16 protein-coding genes are annotated in these 20,869 nt (G+C 45.5%); 5 read left to right on the forward strand and 11 right to left on the reverse strand.

The window, feature by feature from the left end; translation table 11 throughout:
• Positions 1–173: 173 nt before the first annotated feature.
• Genes ACFO4R_RS01205 through ACFO4R_RS01220 form a run of 4 tightly spaced genes read right to left on the reverse strand, consistent with a single transcriptional unit; the run spans position 174 to position 5,100 of the window.
• On the reverse strand, positions 174–908 hold the full coding sequence (locus ACFO4R_RS01205; RefSeq protein ID WP_379787138.1) for an ABC transporter ATP-binding protein: 735 nt from the start codon (positions 906–908) through the stop codon (positions 174–176).
• Positions 905–3,199 (reverse strand): FtsX-like permease family protein, encoded by a 2,295-nt coding sequence (locus ACFO4R_RS01210; RefSeq protein ID WP_379787140.1) that lies wholly within the window; start codon positions 3,197–3,199, stop codon positions 905–907. Before ACFO4R_RS01210 ends, ACFO4R_RS01205 begins: the two co-directional genes overlap by 4 nt.
• Complete coding sequence (locus ACFO4R_RS01215) at positions 3,180–4,472, reverse strand: MFS transporter (protein ID WP_379787141.1); 1,293 nt, start codon at positions 4,470–4,472, stop codon at positions 3,180–3,182. Before ACFO4R_RS01215 ends, ACFO4R_RS01210 begins: the two co-directional genes overlap by 20 nt.
• On the reverse strand, positions 4,456–5,100 hold the full coding sequence (locus ACFO4R_RS01220) for a TetR/AcrR family transcriptional regulator (RefSeq protein WP_379787143.1): 645 nt from the start codon (positions 5,098–5,100) through the stop codon (positions 4,456–4,458). Before ACFO4R_RS01220 ends, ACFO4R_RS01215 begins: the two co-directional genes overlap by 17 nt.
• A 296-nt stretch (positions 5,101–5,396) precedes the next feature.
• Between ACFO4R_RS01220 and ACFO4R_RS01225 the strand changes: the two genes are divergently transcribed.
• Both ACFO4R_RS01225 and ACFO4R_RS01230 read left to right on the forward strand, forming a co-directional pair.
• Positions 5,397–7,274, forward strand: a complete 1,878-nt coding sequence (locus ACFO4R_RS01225) for a hypothetical protein (RefSeq protein WP_379787144.1) — start codon at positions 5,397–5,399, stop codon at positions 7,272–7,274.
• Positions 7,267–10,365: a toll/interleukin-1 receptor domain-containing protein gene (locus tag ACFO4R_RS01230; protein WP_379787145.1), complete on the forward strand. Its 3,099-nt coding sequence runs from the start codon at positions 7,267–7,269 to the stop codon at positions 10,363–10,365. Before ACFO4R_RS01225 ends, ACFO4R_RS01230 begins: the two co-directional genes overlap by 8 nt.
• A 286-nt stretch (positions 10,366–10,651) precedes the next feature.
• On the opposite strand, the gene ACFO4R_RS01235 is transcribed toward ACFO4R_RS01230, so the two are convergent.
• Positions 10,652–11,311 (reverse strand): vWA domain-containing protein, encoded by a 660-nt coding sequence (locus tag ACFO4R_RS01235; protein WP_379787146.1) that lies wholly within the window; start codon positions 11,309–11,311, stop codon positions 10,652–10,654.
• Positions 11,312–12,274: 963 nt separating this feature from the next.
• On the opposite strand from ACFO4R_RS01235, the gene ACFO4R_RS01240 reads away from it, so the two are divergent.
• The gene (locus ACFO4R_RS01240) at positions 12,275–12,652 is read left to right on the forward strand and encodes a hypothetical protein (RefSeq protein ID WP_379787147.1); all 378 of its coding nucleotides are present in this window, start codon (positions 12,275–12,277) and stop codon (positions 12,650–12,652) included.
• Positions 12,653–12,941: 289 nt separating this feature from the next.
• On the opposite strand, the gene ACFO4R_RS01245 is transcribed toward ACFO4R_RS01240, so the two are convergent.
• The gene (locus ACFO4R_RS01245) at positions 12,942–13,940 is read right to left on the reverse strand and encodes a macro domain-containing protein (RefSeq protein WP_379787148.1); all 999 of its coding nucleotides are present in this window, start codon (positions 13,938–13,940) and stop codon (positions 12,942–12,944) included.
• A 531-nt stretch (positions 13,941–14,471) separates the two neighbouring features.
• Here ACFO4R_RS01245 and ACFO4R_RS01250 point away from each other — a divergent pair.
• Both ACFO4R_RS01250 and ACFO4R_RS01255 read left to right on the forward strand, forming a co-directional pair.
• The gene (locus tag ACFO4R_RS01250; protein ID WP_379787149.1) at positions 14,472–14,957 is read left to right on the forward strand and encodes a hypothetical protein; all 486 of its coding nucleotides are present in this window, start codon (positions 14,472–14,474) and stop codon (positions 14,955–14,957) included.
• Between the two features lie 110 nt (positions 14,958–15,067).
• On the forward strand, positions 15,068–15,505 hold the full coding sequence (locus ACFO4R_RS01255; protein ID WP_379787150.1) for a hypothetical protein: 438 nt from the start codon (positions 15,068–15,070) through the stop codon (positions 15,503–15,505).
• A 296-nt stretch (positions 15,506–15,801) separates the two neighbouring features.
• On the opposite strand, the gene ACFO4R_RS01260 is transcribed toward ACFO4R_RS01255, so the two are convergent.
• From ACFO4R_RS01260 to ACFO4R_RS01280, 5 genes are all read right to left on the reverse strand, one after another.
• Entirely contained in the window at positions 15,802–17,154 is a 1,353-nt protein-coding gene (locus ACFO4R_RS01260) for a sodium-dependent transporter (RefSeq protein ID WP_379787151.1), read from the reverse strand.
• Positions 17,155–17,178: 24 nt separating this feature from the next.
• A complete protein-coding gene (locus ACFO4R_RS01265) occupies positions 17,179–18,477 on the reverse strand; it encodes a glycine/betaine/sarcosine/D-proline family reductase selenoprotein B (protein WP_379787152.1) in 1,299 nt (432 codons plus the stop codon).
• 10 nt (positions 18,478–18,487) lie between these two features.
• Positions 18,488–19,774: a glycine/sarcosine/betaine reductase component B subunit gene (locus ACFO4R_RS01270; protein ID WP_379787153.1), complete on the reverse strand. Its 1,287-nt coding sequence runs from the start codon at positions 19,772–19,774 to the stop codon at positions 18,488–18,490.
• A gap of 5 nt (positions 19,775–19,779) precedes the next feature.
• The gene (locus tag ACFO4R_RS01275; RefSeq protein WP_379787212.1) at positions 19,780–20,145 is read right to left on the reverse strand and encodes a GrdX family protein; all 366 of its coding nucleotides are present in this window, start codon (positions 20,143–20,145) and stop codon (positions 19,780–19,782) included.
• Positions 20,146–20,461: 316 nt separating this feature from the next.
• A complete protein-coding gene (locus ACFO4R_RS01280; RefSeq protein WP_379787213.1) occupies positions 20,462–20,833 on the reverse strand; it encodes a nucleotidyl transferase AbiEii/AbiGii toxin family protein in 372 nt (123 codons plus the stop codon).
• Positions 20,834–20,869 lie beyond the last annotated feature (36 nt).

Raw genomic sequence — 20,869 nt, forward strand, 5'->3', positions numbered from 1 at the left:
TTTGTCTTGGATAAACACATTTCTGAAACTTCTCATTTTAGAAGATTTCTATAAATCGTAAAACAAAAGAAAAGTCATTTTGTGTCTTGGTGCGGTACTTTCTTTATATGGTTTGATTAAAATTTTAAGTTTATACACTTCGTTTGCCTATACATCTCTCTGCTAAGAAACACCTACAGTTGATGGAGGGCATCTTGGATCAGAGACAAATTGTCTTCTTCATCCGTGCCGAGTCTTACCTCTTTATGCAGGAGTCCGTCCTTCATAAAGACGACACGATCCGCCCTTACAGCGACATTGATATCGTGCGTGACCAAGAGGAGGGTCCTTCCTTCGGAGCGGAGACTTGAAAACAGTTCGAGTACCTCCTGTCCGCTCTTGGAGTCCAAGGCTCCCGTAGGCTCGTCGGCAAAGATGAGTTTGGGGTCGTTGATAAGGGCACGGCAGATGCCCGCTCTTTGCAATTGACCTCCGGAGGCTTGGGAGCTCTTTTTGTCCGCGAGGTCTTCAATACCTACCCTCCTCATCAGAGTTCTTGCCTTTGAGATAGCTCCCTGCTTGTCCTTCGCATAGAGGGTCGATGGAAGGATAATATTGTCCAGGATGCTGAGGTTTCGAACCATTTTGGGAAGTTGAAACACAAATCCGAAGGATTCTCGTCGTAGCTTAGAGGCTTTCTCATCAGAGAGTTGCGAAATCCTTGTTCCTTCAAATTGGACCTCTCCTTCATCGAAGCGGTCTAAGGTCGACAGGGCGTTGAGAAGGGTGGATTTTCCCGAACCGGATCTTCCCATGATACAGACGAATTCTCCCTCTTTCAGTTCGATATCGATCCCCTTCAGGACCTGCGCTTCAATATCGGAGTTTCGATAGGTTTTTCTTATATTTGTTCCTGTTAAAATCATCATGATACATCCTCCTTTAGAGATTGAGCAATATCGATATGGGTCAGTCCTTTGATTCCGAACCTTACTGCAGCCATTGCCGAAAACAATAGCACGAGCGGAACAAGAAGGTATGAAAACAGAGGGTCTCTGATAAATTCCACCCCGTGCACTCCGATCATGGACAGGACGGCGGATCCCAGACGATCTCCGATACTCCAAGACAGGAGGTTTCCCAGTGTTATTCCCAAAACCAGAACGGTTCCCGTTTTGATCAGGTACTGTCTGCGAAGTTCACGGTCGCTGAAGCCGATCGATTTCAAAAGAGCATTTTGTCCGAGGTCCTTGAGGTAGATCATACGGATAAACAGGGTCACAATCAGAAAAATCAGCAGGATGGATGCTGCAAGGGCGACCTGAGTTATGATTCTGACCATTGAAATCGTGTTGCCGAAAATCTGTTGAAGGTAGGTCTTGGTATCCGAGAACTTTGCAAAGGGGTGGCGGGTACGATACCCTTGTATAAATTCATTTGCCGAAACACCTTGTTTCAGTACGATTGGAACAATCAGTCTTATCACCTCCGCATCTTCGGTCTTAAAGTTCGCCTTGGCGTTCTTTCCGCCGTTGGTGAGATCGGAGAAGATGCCGGAGATAAGGACTTGTTTTTCCTTCCCGTCTACAACAAAGGTCAGGATATTTCCGACTTTTTTTGACAAGTCGTCCGCCTTTAACTTCGACAGCGATATCTCCTCTTCTCCTATGGGGGCTCTTCCATCGATATACTTGATCGGGAAACGTTCGTGATCTCCGAAGTCGATCCACATTTTTTCGAGACTTCCCGCTTCGGTTTTGTAGTCGATCCGGCTTCCTCTGAACACTTCGAAGCTTTCGATGTCCTCCTCTCTGCTCAGTTCTTCAAGAAGGAGGTCGATCTCAGATTCTTTTCCCTTGAGGCCGGAGATGTCGATCCGGATGTCGTAGTTGCCCAGACCCAAGTAGTTGACGAAACTTTTGTCTGAAATGGTGGAGTACATCGTCATCGGTAGGGTCAGGATAAAGACGGAAAGTACGAATACCGTTGCCATCGTCAAATAGACCTTTTTGCGAGAGAAGAGGTCGCTGAACGCCAGGTGAAGAGTACGAGGAAGAGCCGAGAGTACCTTTGGAGAAGAACCTTCTTCCTCGATTTCGGATAGGGGACGTTTGAGGCGGTCGGCAAGCTTGTTCATACTGAAAAGGATAACGGAAAAGACTACCGCTCCGAGAGTCAGGCCGGCAAGGATATCTTTGAGTCCGATCTTTGTCTCTCCAAAAAACATCTTCATATTCTCAAGCAGGGGGATACGGATAAGGAAGGAGAGAAGAACGCCAAAAATGCTCGCCGTAGCCGCTATAAAAATGTATTTGCCCAGAAATATATTTTTGATGTCCTTAAGAGGAAGACCGATGGCCTTGAGTACGGCAAGTTCCCTGTAGTCCTCCTCCAAATTTGCCAGGAGGCTGAAACGGATGCACAGGAGGCAGATGCCGATGATTAGGATTCCGATGAGTACAAGGGTAAATATGGTAATTCCGTCCGAGAAGGCATTGACGATCTTGAACAGGGAATAGGTCATAAACGGAGGTCCTTCAGCCTCGAGTTTTTCCTGTGTGTAGGCGGTTTCGATGAGGGAGGAGTTGCTTACATCTCTTAGGCGAAATTCGATGAGGTATTCCAAGGTGCCCAGTTCTTCGATCTCTCGATAATCTTTCTCGTGGACGATAAATCGTTTGGAGACCGACAGAGAAGAGTTCATTTGAGAATCCCTGACGAAACCGGCCACTTTCAGTTTGTGTTTCGCTATGTTTAGGACATCGCCTTCTTTTACAAGCCCCGAGGTTCGGTAGAAAACAGGAACATACACCTCGCCTTCCTTCGCCTCGATCCGTTCGCCCTTCAGATCCAAAAGGTAGTCAAAGTTGGGACTTTGGACCGAAAAACCGTTGTCGTAGACGGAGTCCTTCAAACTTTCTTCCTGGAAGGACAGAAGGCTGTTGTCGATGTTCAAAAAGTTGAGGACCTGATAGTCTTCGATCTCAGGATGGGAGTTGACGAAGTCCTGCATACGCAGTTCATCGAGTTCTCCCGTGTGCATTTGAAGAAGGTGGGGGGTCTTCGCTTCTTCAAATAAACGGTCGATCGAGGTCGCAAGTTGCAGAGCCAACTGTCCTGCGGCTGAGAGAAAAGCGACCGACAACATAATGAAGAATGCAATATTAAAGATTTGCAAAAGGTTGTGTTTGATGTCATTTTTAAACAGCTTCCAATACATGGTCTTCCTCCAATTCTTTGATCTCATGCTTTTGAGAGAGCGTTGCCGCACTTATAGAGAGCAAAACTCCGGCTGAAATGATGAACAAGGCGGCTCCGCGACCTTCTCCGACCCCGATGAGTTGACCGAGGTTTTTGGAGAGGATGCCTCCTTCCATGAGCAGAGGCTTACCGACGAGGTCGACCAAGACTCCGACAACGGCATAGGCGACGATGTAGCCGGCTTGCGAAATGAGGCCGATCAGCCCCCAAACCTTGCCCTGATTTTCCGCCTCAATGTTGGTTCGCACAAGATAGTCGATGGCGGTGTTGGCAAAGGGAAGGGCCGCAAAGATCAGGAAGCCGAATACGCAAATAAAGATCCTCTCCTCCCTTGCGGAAAAACCGACCATACAAACACCGATAAAGAAGAGGGAGATACCCAAGATACGGGAGAAACCTTTGTCTAGCCTTATGGTGCTTAAGAACAGACCTCCTGCCAACATCCCGCAGGCGGAAAAGGTTGTCGAAAATCCCAAGAAACTTTCGTCTGCAAAGGCCAGGATCATCGGTGTCATAAGGGTTTGAATCGTTCCCAGACAGAAGGATACCAGGATGCCGAACAAAACGAGGAGGAGGATTCCTTTTTTATCACAGATCAGTCTCAAGCCTGTGCGAAACTCCTCTTTAAAGCAAGGAGGGCTGATCTTTCTTGTCGTCTTCATTTCCCGTCTGACGAAGTGGGTGATCGGCAGGGTGAGGAGGACGGTCATAAGATCCAGGATGAGGATCGTGCGGATTCCCCAAAGGCTTAGAACAAGGCCTGCGAGGACCGGCGAAAGGAGGTAGCGGGCACTTGAGACCAGCTGCATCATTCCGCTCGCCTTCGAATACTCTTCCTTCTCCAAGAGGTCGGAGACCGTTGCCCGAAAGGCGGGCTCGACCAGGGAGGAAAAGGCGGAGCTTACGGCAACTCCTACTGTAATCCCGAAAATCAGAGCACTTCCCTCCAAAATGCTGACCGAGGTCAAAACGATCAGTACACCCGTCATCGAAAGGCCGTCCCCCGCCATCATAAGGAGTCTGCGGTCATAGCGATCCGCCAAGACTCCGGAGACGGGAGCGAGCAAAAGTCCGGGCAAAAAACCTGCGAGTAGGAGCAGACCCGCCATACTGCTGAGGAGTGTTTTTTTGTAGATGTAAACTCCGAGGGCAAAGGAGGTCATCCCCGAACCTGTCGCGGATACCAGACCTGCGAAACACAGGAGGAGAAATTTTTTATAACTTCGACTCATGATCCTCACCCTTGCTTTCTTCGATCATCAAAGTCCTGAACTGCGAAAAACTGCCTTCTTTTGCTCCGAGCATCCTCTCTATGTTGTAGAGCAGGGCGGAGGAACGCTTTTCGAGTTCTTCCTTGCTCACACTAAGGTACTGACTGTCCAAAAAACCGCTGACCGTAATCAGGATGATCTCGGCGGTCTCCTCGGGAAAGGAGGTTTCAAATATGCCTTCCTCCCTGCCTTGGCGGATAATCCTGCCCAACAGAGGAGAGGCGTTCTCGATAATCATCTGATTGCTCTTCTCGTGAAAGAGGGCATTTTGCGGTTGGTTGAGGTAGTCGATCATCTGACTTCCTCCCGAAAGACTCCTCATATTCATTGTAAGAAACAGGGAGAAGAGTTTTTCGTAAGAGGAGAGGGACCTGTCCTCGACGATGCCCTCGAGCTCCGACATTATTTTTTCTCCCGTTCTTTCAATGATTGCATCCATAATGGCTTCCTTGGATTCGAAGTGGTAGTAGAGAGTGCCTCTGGCGATGTCGGACTTCTCCAGGATATCGGTGATCGAGGTCTTGTCGAAGCCCTTCTCAAGAAAAAGAGACAGTGAAATATCTAAAATTTGATCCTTTTTTTTGCTCATAGTATCATCCTCCAATTTTTAGACTGACAGTCGGTCTATATTTTTATTATAGTTCGGTTTTTCCATCTTGTCAAGGTGTGGAAGAAAAGATATCGGTTCGAGTGAGTTGAAGCATATTCAATCAAAATGTAAGAAAAGTCGGGTCTCGTATTTCAAAAATGCTACAATTGTGTTTCCGAGGTGTAAAAAATGATATAATGGAGAGGCGTTTTATATGGGATGAAGCCGGTTTGAATAAAAGATGATTGAACTGTTCCGAGAGAAAATGATTTGTGATGGGAAGGAAGAGGTGCGGTATGAGAGAAAATTGGAAGTATTATAAAAAGAAATTGTCTTTGGTCTTGTTTGTGCTTGCCTTAATACTGGGGTTTCATGGACTGTATTCCTACTACAGTGCGGCGATTGAACAGCCGTGGAAGGTCTTATCCGCTGTTTTGTACGGAATGATCAAGATGTTCCTGTTTGTTGCTCCGCTCTCGCCGGAAGCGGATACATCGGTTTCTTACGAAATCGCCAAGTGGCTTGCACCTGTTTTGACATCGGCCTTGGTGCTTACCAAGATCACAAATGCTGTATTTCACTTTCGAAACTCTCTCAAGAATCGCTTGAGCAAAAAGCATATTGTGATCTTTGAAAAAACCGACGAAGCCGATGCTCTCATCCATAACCTTCTGGGAAGATCGGAGGGGTATCAAATCTCTCTAGTCTGCAAAAATCCTATTGCATCGGAGTGGAAAATACAGTATGAAAAAAGCGGCGTAGCGGTCCACCTTATCGACTTCGATTACGCTTCTCCTAAAGAGGTGGAGTCTTTTCTCAGGGAGATCAAGATCAATTCGGTCAAGGCGATGATTTTTGCGTCCGCAGACGACCTGCAGAACTATGCTCTCTTTATCCGTATCATTCGAAAATTGAGACCGAAGAGTGAGATCAATTGTTATATTCAGTGTAAGTCTTCATCGGTTCCGCTCTATCTGGAAGAAATCGTCAACCAGGAAAAGAGGAGAGAGGCCTCCCTGTCCGGCGTGGACATCATCCCCTTTAATCGGAATGAACTGTCGGTGCGTCTTCTCATGGATGAGATAGGAACACAAAACGGCATTTTGAGATCGGAATTCAGGAAGTTGGGTGAGATCTCCCGAGAGAAGAACCTTAGCGTGGAGTCGATCGAAGAGGCTTTCGGGCAGACGAGGTTTTTGATCTTGGGAGCCAACGAACTGTTATCACCGCTTTTGAGCCATCTTGTCAACGATGCGGTGTTGACAACGGGGAAAAAGATACGGGTTACCGTTGTGGATAAAGATGGAGAAGCCAAGATGGCAGACTTTCTTTCGAGGAAGGAAGAGATTCTTGAGGCTTTGGAGATCGAAGCGATTTCGGCGGATATCCGATATCGATACTTTGAAAAACTGCTTAGAAGTTGGAGTGAAGGAAGCCCTTTTACAGCAATCTTCTTTCTTACGGAAGATACGATAGGAGCATTGAGCTGTCTTAATGTGGTCGATCGATATTTTTCGGATGTACCCAAAGTGTTTCGGAATCTGTCGGGAGTCGATCTCAAACCTCTTCTGCCCAAAGGGCGAGAAGAGATTCGTATCTTTGGCGACATCAAAGAAGTGATGACCGAGGATATCCTGATCCGAACTTATCTTGATAAGAAGGCGAAGGATTTCAACCACAACTATAATCGTGCCTCTTCCCTAGTGGGGATGGGTGACGGAAGTGAATGGAGCGAACTCTCGCAGACAAAGAAGAACTCATCGCGAGCCTCTGCATCCCATGCGAGGGTCAAGGAAGAGATTCTTCGAAGTTTATATCCGGCTAAAACCGATGAAGAACTCAAGAGAATGTTAAATGGATATTTTGAAGAGTTCAAGTTTCTCGAAGAGATCCACAAGAATTCGAAGGAGGAGTTCCAAAAAGAGTTCAGACTTTATCTGGACAGACATCCCGTCTTGGATTTCTTGGCTCGTTTGGAGCACAAGAGGTGGTGTAACAGTTATTATGCCATGAATTTTAAGTACGGAGAGGTCAAAGATGAAAAAAATAAGACCCATCCCTGTCTGATTGAGGATTGGAATGTGGTAATAGGAGAAAAGTTTGAGGTCTGCCATCCTGAGTATGACTTGATTGCAACCTTTGCACTTTTCTCCGAGGAGGATAGGAATGAGTAAGGAAACAAAACAACGTATTACGCAGGATGGAATCGTTCAGGCGGCATCGGAGTACAAGGAGAAGTCCTATAAGTATGATGCTTTTATAAGTTACAGGCATGTTGAGCCCGATCAGAGTATTGCTCAGGCTCTTCATGAGATGATAGAGACCTTCAAGGCTCCCAAAGAGTTTAATACCGGAGGAAGACGTCCAAGGTTCAGGGTATTTCGTGACAGGGAGGAACTTGCCGCAAGGGATCTGAGCGATTCCATTGAGGATGCTCTCAAAAACAGCAAGTATCTGATTGTGATCTGCTCCAAAAGATTGAAACTCTCGGAATGGTGTCTCAAGGAGATCCGTACTTTCCGCAAGTTACACGGAGATAACAGAATTATTCCTCTCCTAATCGAGGGGGAGCCGGGAGAGTCTTTTCCCAACGAGTTGAAGGAACTCAGGCGAAAGGTCGTAGAAGGTCGCGAAGCACTCTTACAGGATATTTTGGCGGCAGACATTCGTCCCGACCGAGTTCTTCAAGACGATTTTGTAGGTTATGAAGAGCTTGAGAACAACGACAGAGCAACTTTGAAGAGACTCACCGGGGAAGCTGTCGTTCTTCTTAAAACGGAGAAATATCGAATCATGGCGACCATCCTCGGTTGTTCTTTCGGCGACTTGAAGCAAAGAGATAAGGAGAGAAAGAACCGCCTGATGTTTTCGATTGCTTCGATCACGGCAGCCATCCTGCTGGTGTTCGGCGTTTTTATGTGGGGGGCTTATCGGAAGGCCGAGGCGGCAAGACAGGTCGCGGTTCAGTCCAATGCGTCGATATTGATGAAGACGTCAAGAGATCTTTTGAATAACGGGGACAGCATTAAGGCGGTACTTGTTGCGCAGGAGGCAATGAAACCGATAAAACCGGATATGGAGCATTTTGAGGCGTTGAAGTTGCAGGAACAGGCAATATTCAACAATTCCATCTATCATATGGGAGCTTCAATGTTGACAACGATACCTACGAAGAACAAGCTGACGTTCTTTTCACTCAGCAAAGACGGAAAATATCTTGCCTATGGCTTGGGAAACAACGAGTTGGCAGTCTCCGATCCCGAGAACGGACAACTTCTCAAGACCTTTTCGGGACACACCGAACAGGTAAAGTTTTCCGCTTTTTCTCCGGATGGAAAACTTCTGGTGTCGTCTTCCTTCGATCAGAAGGTCATCGTGTACGATTTTGAGACGGGTAAGCAGATCAAAACTCTTGAAATTCCAGGTATTCCTATGATGACGAGGTTTTCTTCCGACGGAGAAAAGCTGTTTCATATTTCTCTCAGTCAAAACGAGTATATGTTTTCGGTCTACAATTCCAAAGATTGGAGCGAATATGCAAAGTTGACGATCGATCGCCCCATAAGTTTTGCGGATATGCACGATAGCGGGAATGAAGTATTGATCGTATTGGAAGAAGATGTTCCGGAACAGTTGACAAGGCGGAACTTAAAGACGGGAGAGATTATAGAGATCTATCCTCGTATCAACGACAAGATTGAGCTTAACAGCGGAGTGCAAGAGGTGGAGCTCCGTTACACTTGGGCAAGGTACTCTAAGGATAAAAAGAGTGTAATCGCCGAGGCGGGAGGAGAGTTGCTCAAGTTCGGTCTCAGGGACAAAAAACTTCTGTTTCGACAAGCGCACATTGCCGATATCAAGTCTATTACAGGTTTTTTGCTCGAAAGTGCCGATGGAGACAAACTGATATTAAAGAGCGGTACTTCGGTCAATATCCTGGATGGAAGGACGGGTGAAGAAAAAGAGAACATCTATTTTGGAGGGAGCAATCTCAAAGGATTTGCCTACAATGAGGAGAGCAATACCATCCTTGTCGCATCCGAAAATGAGAAGATATCGATATGGAGAGACGGTGCCATTATTGAGAAGGATCTGAACTACGGAAGAGGGATCCCTACCGAAATACAGTTTTTGCCTGACGGAAACAAGGTAGTCACGAGTGCTCACGAAAACCAGATTATAAAGATTATCGATGTAAACTCCAAATTGTCGGGTGGAGAGATTCCTGCACAGATCATTTCCGTTTCGCAGGATGCATCCAAGATCCTCTTTCACGATGGAACAAACTTCAGTGTTTCAGAAGATGTGCATGGTGAGTCTCGAAAGATCGGGCTGAAGGATATTGCATTCAGAGGCTTTATTTCGGAAGTGAGGAGCTATAGAATATCCAATGACGGCAATTATATAGCTCGTATTATTTCGAGATTTATGTCGAGCGAGAGCATGGAGAAATACTTTATCGAACTTTACGATGTAGAGAAGGACGAGAGTGAATATATACCGTTGTCGTTGCCGAACGTAGGCTTTGTGTTTACACCCGATTCAAAGCAACTGTTGATCTCGGGGGAGGCTGCGGGTCTTAGGATTGTAGATGTACAGAGTGCAAAGGTCGTCAAGACCTACGACCATATCAAGGAAACGTCCTACCGGATCATGATCTCCAAAGACGGCAAGACCTTTATCATCAACCGTATTTCGGGAACCTCGGATCTCTATAGTATGGAAACGGGAGAGTTAATCGATAAAATACCCGGGGAAGCACTCTATGCCGAGGGAGAAGGCGGAGAATTGGAAGTTCGCGGACTTCACAACAACGCAACCTATCGATGGACAAAGAAGAAGGGGATGGAGCTTTTTGAGTTGGATGAGGCTTGCTCGGATACACCCGTAGACTTTGGGGATGTCAACTTGTATAACGAGAACAGTGACATCCTGCTTATGGTACGCAACAATCATGTGGATAGGGTGTGCTATGTCGTTGATTTTAAGACGGGAGGCTTGTTGATGACATTCAGACCTTCCCTTAGGGATTACAGGATCAATGCCTACTTGAGCCCTGACGGAAAGACCATAGCGACGGATCAGTATTTTTACAGTTCCTACTCCACATCGAATCCCGAAAAGAACAGGAATTACAGAGGAACTGCCGTATATACAATTCTTGGAGAAGAAGAAACACGCAAAGAAGTGGAACAATTATGTAAGGGAAGAAAGCTGACCGTAGCGGAAAAAAGGCAGATAGGAATCAGCTCCGGCATCAAATAGAGACCGGAGCGTATCTTCCTTGTAAAGAGATGGTGTTGAAGAAGCGGATATCCCTGTCGGTGCTTAACAAGGGAAATACCGCATGATTTGAGAGAGCATCATAAAACCGATTCCATATGAATGATGGGAATCTTGAAAGTATTGATTTAAAAAGACTTCTATATTTTTCGGATTTATAGGAAAATCAAGATATCTCTTTGTGCGGTGTTGCCCTAAATATCAATATGTCAGTGCACCGGGACGGGTTTACTGTCGACATTGGGGTAACAGGGGACGGTTCGGGTGCTTATCTCCGTGATCCGGGTTTTCTGTCACGGTAGTCTTTTTCGATATTTGCCTTCCATTCCGGAGCGATCTCGCTCTTGAGTCTGAAGCTTGAAACCGCTTCACAGAGTACGGAGTAGTTGAGTTCCACCCCTCTCTCATCGCAGTGGTAGTCCACCGCCCTGTCGGCATCGATCCCAAACCTTCTTGCGGTGGCTATGGCATCGATGTTTGCACCGAGGAAGAGAAACTCCCAGCCGTAACGGCTTTTTTGGCGCTCTATCATCTTTCGTATCTGATCGAAGCTGTAGAGGACGCTGGAATTTTCGTAACCGTCGGTGTTGATGATAAAGAGGATCTTATCGGGGCGATCCTTCTTTTTACAGTATTTGTGGATGTTTCCGATGTGGCGGATCGAGGAGCCCAAGGCATCGAGAAGGGCGGTGGAGCCCCTGACAAAGTAGTCCTTTGAAGTAAGAAGGGGAGCCTCCTTCAGATCGATCCGATCGTGAAGGACCTCGGATACGTGGTCGAAGAGTACGGTAGACAGAAGGAGTCTTCCTTCTTCATCCTTCTGTTTTCTAATCAGAGAGTTGTAGCCTTTTATGGTGTCTTGTTCCAGACCTCCCATAGAACCGCTGCGATCCAGGATAAATACAACTTCGGTCAATAGGTTTTTCATTTTGATTACCTCCTTAGTTATTTGCGGCAGTGTCAAAAACTACCTTCTTTATAAGTTTAGGGAAACACTGCATAATTTAAAAAATTATCGTAACATCGCTTTTAAAGGAATAATGAATTTCTTAAAAACATTGATTTAACAGAATTCTTTTTTTACAAATCCATAAGAAAATCAATATTTTGCATTTGTGCGGTATTGCCTTATACTATTTTTGAATAGAAGTGCGGATATATCTATTTTTCGATGATGAAAAACTATGTTGTTTTCTATGGGACATAGATTGTTTATATCCACTATTCAAAAGAATAGTAGTATTAGTTTTTGCTTTGCCGGCGTTCTCTAGGATCGCCTGAACCGCCGTTGTCTCTATATGCGGTTTGCACTGCCGTATTTCGATCGGACATCGGGATCTGCTCGAAATATCCGGCGTATAAGAGATCCAAAGAACGATACCGGTTCGATCGATAATAGAATACAAGGGTAATACTGCTCTCCGTTTGAAATGCCGGGTATACAGAAGTATCATTACCGAAAAACCGTTTGGATTACGATCCGAAGTATTCAACCTGTCAGTTCTAACGGACAATAGTATAGATCATTCAGGCAGATGGACTGCCAAGGCGGTTCAACCTTAAAGATTACAGTTGAAGTATCCCTGTTTGTGCAACATATCGAATGTTGTGATCCTGTTCTCCGTTTGAAATGTCGGGAAAACAGAATATACAATTTCCGAAAAACAATTTGGCTGATCATATGTCTCAAAGCATTCGCCCCGTCCATTCTAACGGACAATAGCATAACCGGAAACGGTTTGAGCGATCATAGGATTCAAGCTGCACGATCGGGCAATTTGAATAGATATAGTATGACTTCCCTATTTGATAGATTAAGTTTAGCATGGGAAGAAGAAAGAGTGGTCGCCTGTCGGGCGACAAATATCGAAGAGAAAAGGAGAACCGACAAATGAAAGAGATCAGAAATTATCAGGCACAGAAATATAAAGATGAAACCAAGTATCGAAAGATCGAAGAGGGGATTTACGAGTACAGGGAGGCTGAAGAAGTTCTCTATGTAACTTCCCTGTCGTTTGAGCAGGAAGAAGAGTATGGAGAGGGAGCGTTTGCAGACGATATCTCCCAGTATCCCTTGGAGGATGTGTTGGATGAGTTCTACTGCCATATCACGGACTTCTACGAAGACATCAACCTCGCCGAGTCCAAGACCTGTTACCTGGAGTTTGCAGCCACGGAGGAGGTCGACATCAGATCCTTGAGGAAGATTATAGGAAAACACGTCTACAACAAAACGGTCGATGAAGGAATCATCCTTGTGATCGAATAGGAAGAAAAAACGCATCGAAAAAAGCCTCCGGTATCGGGAAGGCTTTTTCGATGGGGAACAATGATATGCAGATCCGATCAAACTGTCTATTTGAATTATTGGTGGGCTTCGAGATATCATTCTCGTCAGATGATTGAAACGGGAGGCGGAACAGACCGCCCTTCTTACAAACCTCCTCCTTATACGATTCTCCAATGGAAGTATGGAGATATCGTTTTTCGATCACGAAGTTGTTTATCTTCTAGGGGCTACAGATTGTGTATATCTACAACTCGAAGGGATAATAGTATTAAACACCGAGGGTCTGTTGGTCGTATTTGAACAGAACGGAGTTTATGGTGTGAATATCGTAGATGCCTTGACCGACGAAGTATTCGATGATCAAGTCGAAACGACTGCTCGGAGAGAAGGCCAGTTCCGCCCGCGAGAGCAGATCCTTCATCTCGTCAAGGTCGAGCTCCAAGGCGACGGCAAGGGCGACGGCGGTCTTTTTGGTCGGCTTGTAGTCGATATTGCAACGGATCTTGGAGAAGAGTTTGCGGTCGATGTTCGCCTTTTTGTAAACTTCGACATCGGTCATTTGATGTTCATCGACAAGCCGTAACAGCCTTTGTTGGAAGGTTTCTCCCAGAGGAGTATCGAAGTCGGGCTCTTTCTCGAGAGTTCCTTGCTTGAACGTTGCTTCTTCGACTTTGTGATGGAATATTATTTCCGAAGTCTTTGCCTTGTCGGCGGGGAGCCAACCCGGGGCGGGAACTTCTCTCAGACGATTCTCATACTCGCTTTCATTTATGGAGAGTCCGATCTTATCCACATAATGCTCATCGATAAACGATTCTACCTTATCAAAGAGTTGTTCGGAGAGGACAAAGGCTTCCCTGTCGAAGACGACCAGGTACACATGGAGACTATGGGCAAAGAGAAAATCGCCGATCTCGGAGAGTGCGATTTGTAAGGCTCGACCCTTGGGAAGGCCGTTGTTTCCGGAGGAGAGCAGGGGAAAGGCGATACTCTTGCAATCGAGTTCGAGGGCCTTCTCCAGACTTTTTCGGTAACAGTTTCGCAGGATAAGCTCTTCTCCGTGACTTCCACCCTTCCACGGGGAGGAAACCGCATGGATGATATAGCGTGCATGAAGGGCAAAGGCGGGAGTTACGCCGATCTCTCCCGGAGCGATGTAGCCGAGTTCCTTTCTTTTTTCGAGCAGAGCTTCCTTGCCCGCTGCCTTATAGATGGCGGAGTCCGTTCCTGCAAAAAAAACGGGGCTCGGAATTGGCTGTATTGACAAGGATATCCGCTGACATCCTCGTAATGTCGTTTCTTATCATTTGAAGGGGCATGGGTTCACCTTCCTTTTTTCTTTTTATTATACCATGTTTGTTGCAATAGGGAAGAAGGGTATAGATGAAAACGGTACGGATAAGGTCGATGACGAAACCTTATGGAACTGTGGAGAAGATATCCGCTCTGCAATAAGAAAAGCGATGTCGGCGGAGCACAAACGACCGAAACGATCCGTACTGCTCTCCATTTGAATTATCGATGTGAATGTCTCTTAGTATATGACAAAATAAATGTTTGTTGTTGTGGATATAAGAACACTTAATAGTATGAAGTGGATATCGGTATGGAGGGTCGAGGGGTGTACTTGTTATGATCGGAAGATTGAAGTTTGAAGGGTTTTATACTATTCTCCAATAGAAGTATGGATATATCTGTTTTCAACCCACGAAAAATCAGTTTATCTTCTATGGGGCACAGATTGTTTATATCCACAACTCAAAGGAAGAGTAGTATTAAAAAGAAAGAGGGGAAAAGGATGGCTGATATTATCTTTACTGTCGTTTCGATAGTATCTCTGTTTGTATTTTTTGGAGGAAAGAAGAAGCCTGTTCGTTTGGAAGAGGACTTTGCCGAGAGGGAGTTTGAAATTGTAGACGGCTTGCTTTATCTGAAGAGGTATCCCAGGGAACATATTTCCGTCGATGAGATAGAGAAGATCACTGTTTTTCCGAGGCTGAGTTTGTATGAATACCATTTCTACCCCTGTCTCCATCTGAGGATTGAGAGGAAGGACGGGACAAAGATCAAACTTCTCTATCCCGAATACCTTTCTTTTGCGGATCAATACCCTCCTCGAAAAGTGATAAAGAACATGGAGGACACAAGGAGGTTTTTTGAGAACTCCGGTCTTCATACTCAGGTCATGGAATACGACGTTCTTACATTTTGGAGGGTGATCTTTATATGGGTGACGATCCTTGTTGCGGCAAGTTTTATATTTTTGGAGGAGCTGCCTTTTTAGCATATCATCATGAGGTTGTATGGTAACCTTTATCTGTTACAATGTGATTATATGTTTGAACTGTTTAAATTTGTGGGACAGGTATTATTTTTGAAATAGGGGGAAGAGTTATGGCATTGTTGGAACAGGACGTATTTCAGAAGGCGGTCGAGTACTTTCGGAAGGCAGGGCAGTTTGCGAGAGAAGGAGAGTTTAAGCAATTTGCTTCTCTTGCTGAGGAAGGTTGGAAGGTATTTCCTGACCCCAAGTCTCAGTGGAACCAAGGTTATACAGTGGCAAAGGGAGCGTTTTGTATCTGTTTGGAGCATGGAGAAGCGGAAGAAGCGAAGAAGTGGCTGGATAGAATGATCGAAAATAACGATGAACTTCACAACTTCGATACCGAACTCTTTCATATGAAGGCTAAGTATCATTTTGAGACACAGGAGTATCAGGAAGCATTGGAGCTGTGGAAACAACTTGTGAAAAAGGTCGGACTGCGTTACTTTGAAGGGGAAGACAAGAAGTATCTCAATTTTTACCGAAATCCGGATTCTTTGCTGAAGTAATAAGGAGCCGCTCTCTTTTATTATTGCTTATTTAACCGGATAATAGTTTTAAGGAAACACTGCACAACGGCAAACTCCTGATTTTTTCTTTGATTTTATAAAATACGAAAGTTTGTCAAATTAATGTTTTCAAAAATTCCATCCTTCATACAACATTGATTTTATGAGAATCATACGGTATCTCCTTAATGTTAATGAGAGAATGAGCAGAGGGTATGATACAGGCAGAGAAAAAGACTTGTCGGAGGGGACAAGTCTTTTTCCACTTATGGAATGTTGTTGGAGGACTCGGGGTCTTAGATAATGCCCAGTCCCTTAATAAAGATAATAATCAAAGCAATAGGAACAAGTCCTAAAACTACGGGTTTCCAGTAGTTTTCGACCTTGAAGCTTCCCGCACCTCGGTTTACTTCCATCTTAAAGTTGTCAAATTTCCATACGAAGATGGTAAACAAACTCAGGATGATGGCACCTAGGGGCATCATGATATCTCCCGACAGAAAGTCTGTAAAGTCAAAGATGGCCTTGTCCATAATTTTGATATGCTGCCACGGACCATGAGACATAATATTTGGAAATCCTATGATAAAGATCGCTGCCAAGGAGATCCAAATCGCTTTTTTTCTGTCCATTTTTCCGACTTCCGACAAGGTCGATACAATCGGCTCCAAGTATCCGAGTGCTGAAGTCAGTGCTGCAAAGAACAGGAGAAGGAAGAACAAACTTCCAAAAAACTGTCCCAGAGGAATCTCGGAGAAGAGATTCGACATCGTGATAAACAGCAGGCTTGAACCTGAATTCGGCTCCAATCCCAAGGCAAAGATCGCCGGGAAGATCATAAGACCTGCCAATAATGCCGCAAGGGTATCAAAACCGATGATCATAAGGGCATCGGAAGGGATGTTACTGTCTTTTTTTAAGTAACTCCCGTAGATAAATCCTCCTCCGCTGGCAATACCGATGGAGAAGAAGGTCTGACCCAAGGCGGTTAGAAAAACTTTTCCGTTTATTTTACTGAAATCGACGGTCAAATACCACTTCAATCCTTCACCCGCTCCGGGCAGTGTCAAGGAACGAATTGCAATCAAAACAATCATAATGAACAGGGCAGGCATCATAAAGCTGCACGCTTTTTCCAAACCGCTGTTGAGGCCCATAGAAGAGATGATTCCTACAACGAGCATCCCTATGACGGTAAAGAGGGCCAGAGAGCCGGGGCTTGCCATAAAGCCATGGAAGACATCGGCATATCCTTCCGGGCTCAAGCCTGAGAGTTGACCGGAGATCATCTTTAACGCATAGGAGATGATCCATCCCATAATCTGCATGTAGTAGGTCAAGATAAAGAAGGCGGAGATGACGCCGAACCAGCCGAACAGGACCCAGGGGCTTCCTTTTTTTGTAAGACTCCTCATTCCTTCAACGGGGTTGAGCTGAGTTTTTCGTCCCAGAGCTACCTCCATGAAGAACAAGGGGATACCGATTAACGCAATAATCAAGATATATACCAGAACAAATGCGCCGCCACCCATGGTTCCTACCAGGTAGGGAAATCTCCAAATGTTTCCAAGTCCGATGGAAAATCCCGCAGCAGCCATAACATAGCCGAATCTACTGTTCCAACTTCCTCTTTTTTCTCCATTGCTCATAAAAGTATACCTCCCTCTATGTTTTTATTTAAAAACAGTAACTTCCTTTACTTCCGTACCCAGTGCATGGACTGCTTTTTTGACAAGATCTGCTCTTAATTGGACTTCCTGTGCAGCCTCCAAGGAGGGATTTCCTACGGGATAAGGGATTGCTATTGTCGGAACGATCCTGTTTGCACCTACGGATTGAGAGATGGTTGTAATGGTAGCCATGTGTACGATGGGAAGACCGTATCGTTCAATCTCTTTTACTATCGTTGCACCGCAACGTGTGCAGGTACCTCACGTCGAGGTGAGGATAACGCCGTCCACACCGTTTTCCCTCAGTTCCGCTCCGATCTCTTTTCCGAAGGTGATGGAGTTTCCTACCGCTGTTCCGGTTCCGGTCGTCGTATAGAAGAAGTCGTAGACCTTTCCGATCTCGCCGTTTTTCTCCATCTGTTTCAGAACATCCAAAGGAGCAACTCTATCGGGAGATTCGTTGGCGTACACCGGATCATAGCCCCCGTGAATCGTGATGAAGTCGCCTTTTAATTCATTGAGGTGCGAAACATCGTATTTGCCCCATTTTTGTGCGGAAGCCGATTGGATCCTGTCGGGGTTTCCCTCGGGAACGATACCTCCGGTCGTAACAATAGCAATTACCGCCTTTGAAAGATCCTTGATCGCAGGAGCCGGATCGACCGTATCGAATTCCGGCATGGGAAGCTCGGTCTTAAACTCTTGGTTGTTCAGTCTCTTGAGAAGCATATCGACCGCTCTCTTCGCTCCGATATCTTCTACCAGCACAGTATCCCTCTTTCCTTGAGAGAAGTATCCATCCGCTTCGGGCTTAAGTTCTTCTTCGAGAAGGACCTTTCTTGCGACCTTTGCCATTGCGGGAAGTGCTTTTCTCATATCTCCTGCCGCCGCTCCTGTGGGTACGACATAGGCGAAGGCACGGGAGACGGTAAGGCCGGGATTTTCTTCAAACATACCGGAAACTACAGGTAGGCCGTGTTCCTTGGAAGCATACTCTGCAACTCCTGCACAAGCCATTCCGTAGCGACCTGCATTGAAGGCAGGTCCGGCAACGACCAAATCGGGTTTGATATCTTCAATTGCTTCTTTGAGGAAAGAAAGAGCCTCTTCGTTGTTCTCGTTGAAGTAGTTATCTCCGCAGATCAGTGTTGCAACAACTTTTCCCGCATCGCCGACATCCTGCTGAAACTTCATTGCAGGTCCGACGGCTCCTTCTGTAAGCGTCGGTGCATAGTGCGCCTGCTCTTCTCCACCGATTTGACCAAAAAACTGATTCAAATAGTACAAAATTTTCTTTTCCATTTCGCTCCTCCTATTTCAACTCGATTGTAGCATTGTGATAACCGATCTCCGAGGTGGCTCCAATCACAGCGTTGAGCTCACACTTGATCTTGCCGGTCTCTTTATCACAGGAGCCTGCCCAACCGCCGGCGAGGTTCTCAATCGCCATTTCGTTGCCGAGCACCCTGTCCGCCTTCTCCAGTTCTACGACGTGACTTACGTTTCCGGTAGACACTACTGCGATGGCTTCCTTGGATACATCTGCAAGAGGCTGGCTCATTCCGTCCCAACCCGCACATTCGTCGGTGATCAAAACAGTCTTAACACCGAGTTTTTCCAGACGTGAACAAATCATAACCAAGTCGGAATCGGGATTTCCATATCCTTCCTCGCTGACAATAACTCCGTCCGCACCGAGGGTGTAGCAAAGCTTTGCCGTATAGTCGCAGGTTCTGAACTTTCCTTCAAGTGTCGTAAGTTCGGGAGTGAGGACGACGCCGAGGAAGTTGATTTCTTTTCCGTGTCTTTTGTAGAGTTCTTCAATGACCGCATTGTTCTGATGCTGGTAGGTTGTGATCTTGTCGCAAGCCGCAACGCAGTTTCCGCTGATGACGGCTCCGTCGAGTTCTTCGTTCGGATGGATCAGTGTCGGCAGGATTTGCTGAGAATTGACACCGTAGATATAACCGTCGTGCAGAAGTCCTTGGGAGATCAACATCTCGACATAGACCACCTTCGGAAGGTCGGGATACTTCTTGTTTTCCTCCGCCATCGTGCCGATCTCGTAGGTCTTTACTTCATCGGGAGAACTATCTTTCGCGATCTCTCCGATCAGTTCGGAGGCCTTTAAGCCTGCCAGACGCACTGTTGTTTCGTGCTCGTGAGGTTTGAGTCCCTCTTCTACCTTGATATCGACCACAATGTTCAGGGTCTTGGAGAAGGGAGTCCACTTTGCACCCTCGCCCCACATGTCGATAACGCCTTCTTGGAAGCCTACGATGTCTCCGATGGTAACTACGGCAACATTTTTGAGTACATTGACCCTTCCTGTTCCAAGTTGACCGACTTCTGTCGTCACACCTGCAAATCCTTTGGTTCCTTCAACCTTTACCCGAGGTTCAATCACGTCTTTGACCGGGACGATCCTCGTTTTTTCTCCGGGTTTGGTAAAGTCGATGGAAATTTCCTTTATATGAGGGATCTCCTCGAGTTTTTGAATGATCTCTTCCTTATTCACGTATAAAATTCCGTTTTCCACCTTAGATGCATCGGAAAAGACCACATCTTTTACATAAATCATACCTTGTTCAAGTTTCAAACCGCTCACCTCCAAAAATTCTTCTCTACTTCACTGATCGCACTCATCGTCAACTCGTGATCTAGGATGGCGTAATCAGAAAGGTTTGAAATATCTTCTCCTCTGTTTTCCGTGATCAGACCATGCTTTTCGATAGCTGCTTCTATTTGACTGAGACTATACTCATCCAAGGCACCCGGCGAAGAGCAAAGGACGACTGTCCTCACAGGTGACATAATCATTCGGATGCTTGCGCTGATAGGGCTGCTTAAGAGCTTGTATCCCCTATGTATATGATCTCTGGTCTCCAAAAGCACATCAAACGCGGAACCTTTGACGATGACTTGCTCTATGTCTTTATCTCTGAAAAGCTCGTTGTTTGTAATAAGCATATAGTCCAATATAAACTCACCTCCTTATATGTTGCTTATATGTATTATAAATGTATTTCTTATGTATTTCAACAGTTTTCACGAAAAAGAGTAGGTATTTGTGTAAAAAGTTTGAAAATAAAAGACAAAAGACTTGTAATTCTTTGTATTGGAAGGGATCGTAGGATTTTGAGTAGGAAAAAGTGTTTTTGGTGATACAAAACTGTTCTCCCTTGGAAATGTCGGGAATACAGATTATCCGGAGAAAGACTATAGGAGACTTATGAGATCTTCCGAAGCTAAAAAGTAACAGAGCGGACAAGTTTTTTCAGATTTTCTATGACTTTTCCCAAGTCAAATTTTTTGCGTAGGAATTCTTCCTTCTGTAGTTTTGCCATATTTCTTGGAGTTCCTTACTTTTTTCGATATCATTCAAATATTTGTCTTTTTCTTTGAGACAGATAAGGGATCTTCTTTCTTCGGCCTTTCTGTACAGGGCTTCTTTTAACTGTACCCTATCCAAGTCAGGGGTTTGCTTGGACAGGATATATACATCATAGAAATCCCCGGCTCTTGTATTGCTTACATTTTTTACAAGGACACTCTCTATCTTTTCCGCAAGGATCGTAAATATAGGATAGGCTTTGATCTGTAGTTTTTCATCGCTGAAAAGAATGGGGTAGCTGTAATCGATCTCTCTTGGGACAATTACATCCCCGTGGTAAGGTCGAGTTTTACAGGCACT

It is taken from the genome of Filifactor villosus (assembly GCF_042652965.1).
GTDB classification, from domain to species: Bacteria; Bacillota; Clostridia; order Peptostreptococcales; family Filifactoraceae; genus Filifactor; species Filifactor villosus.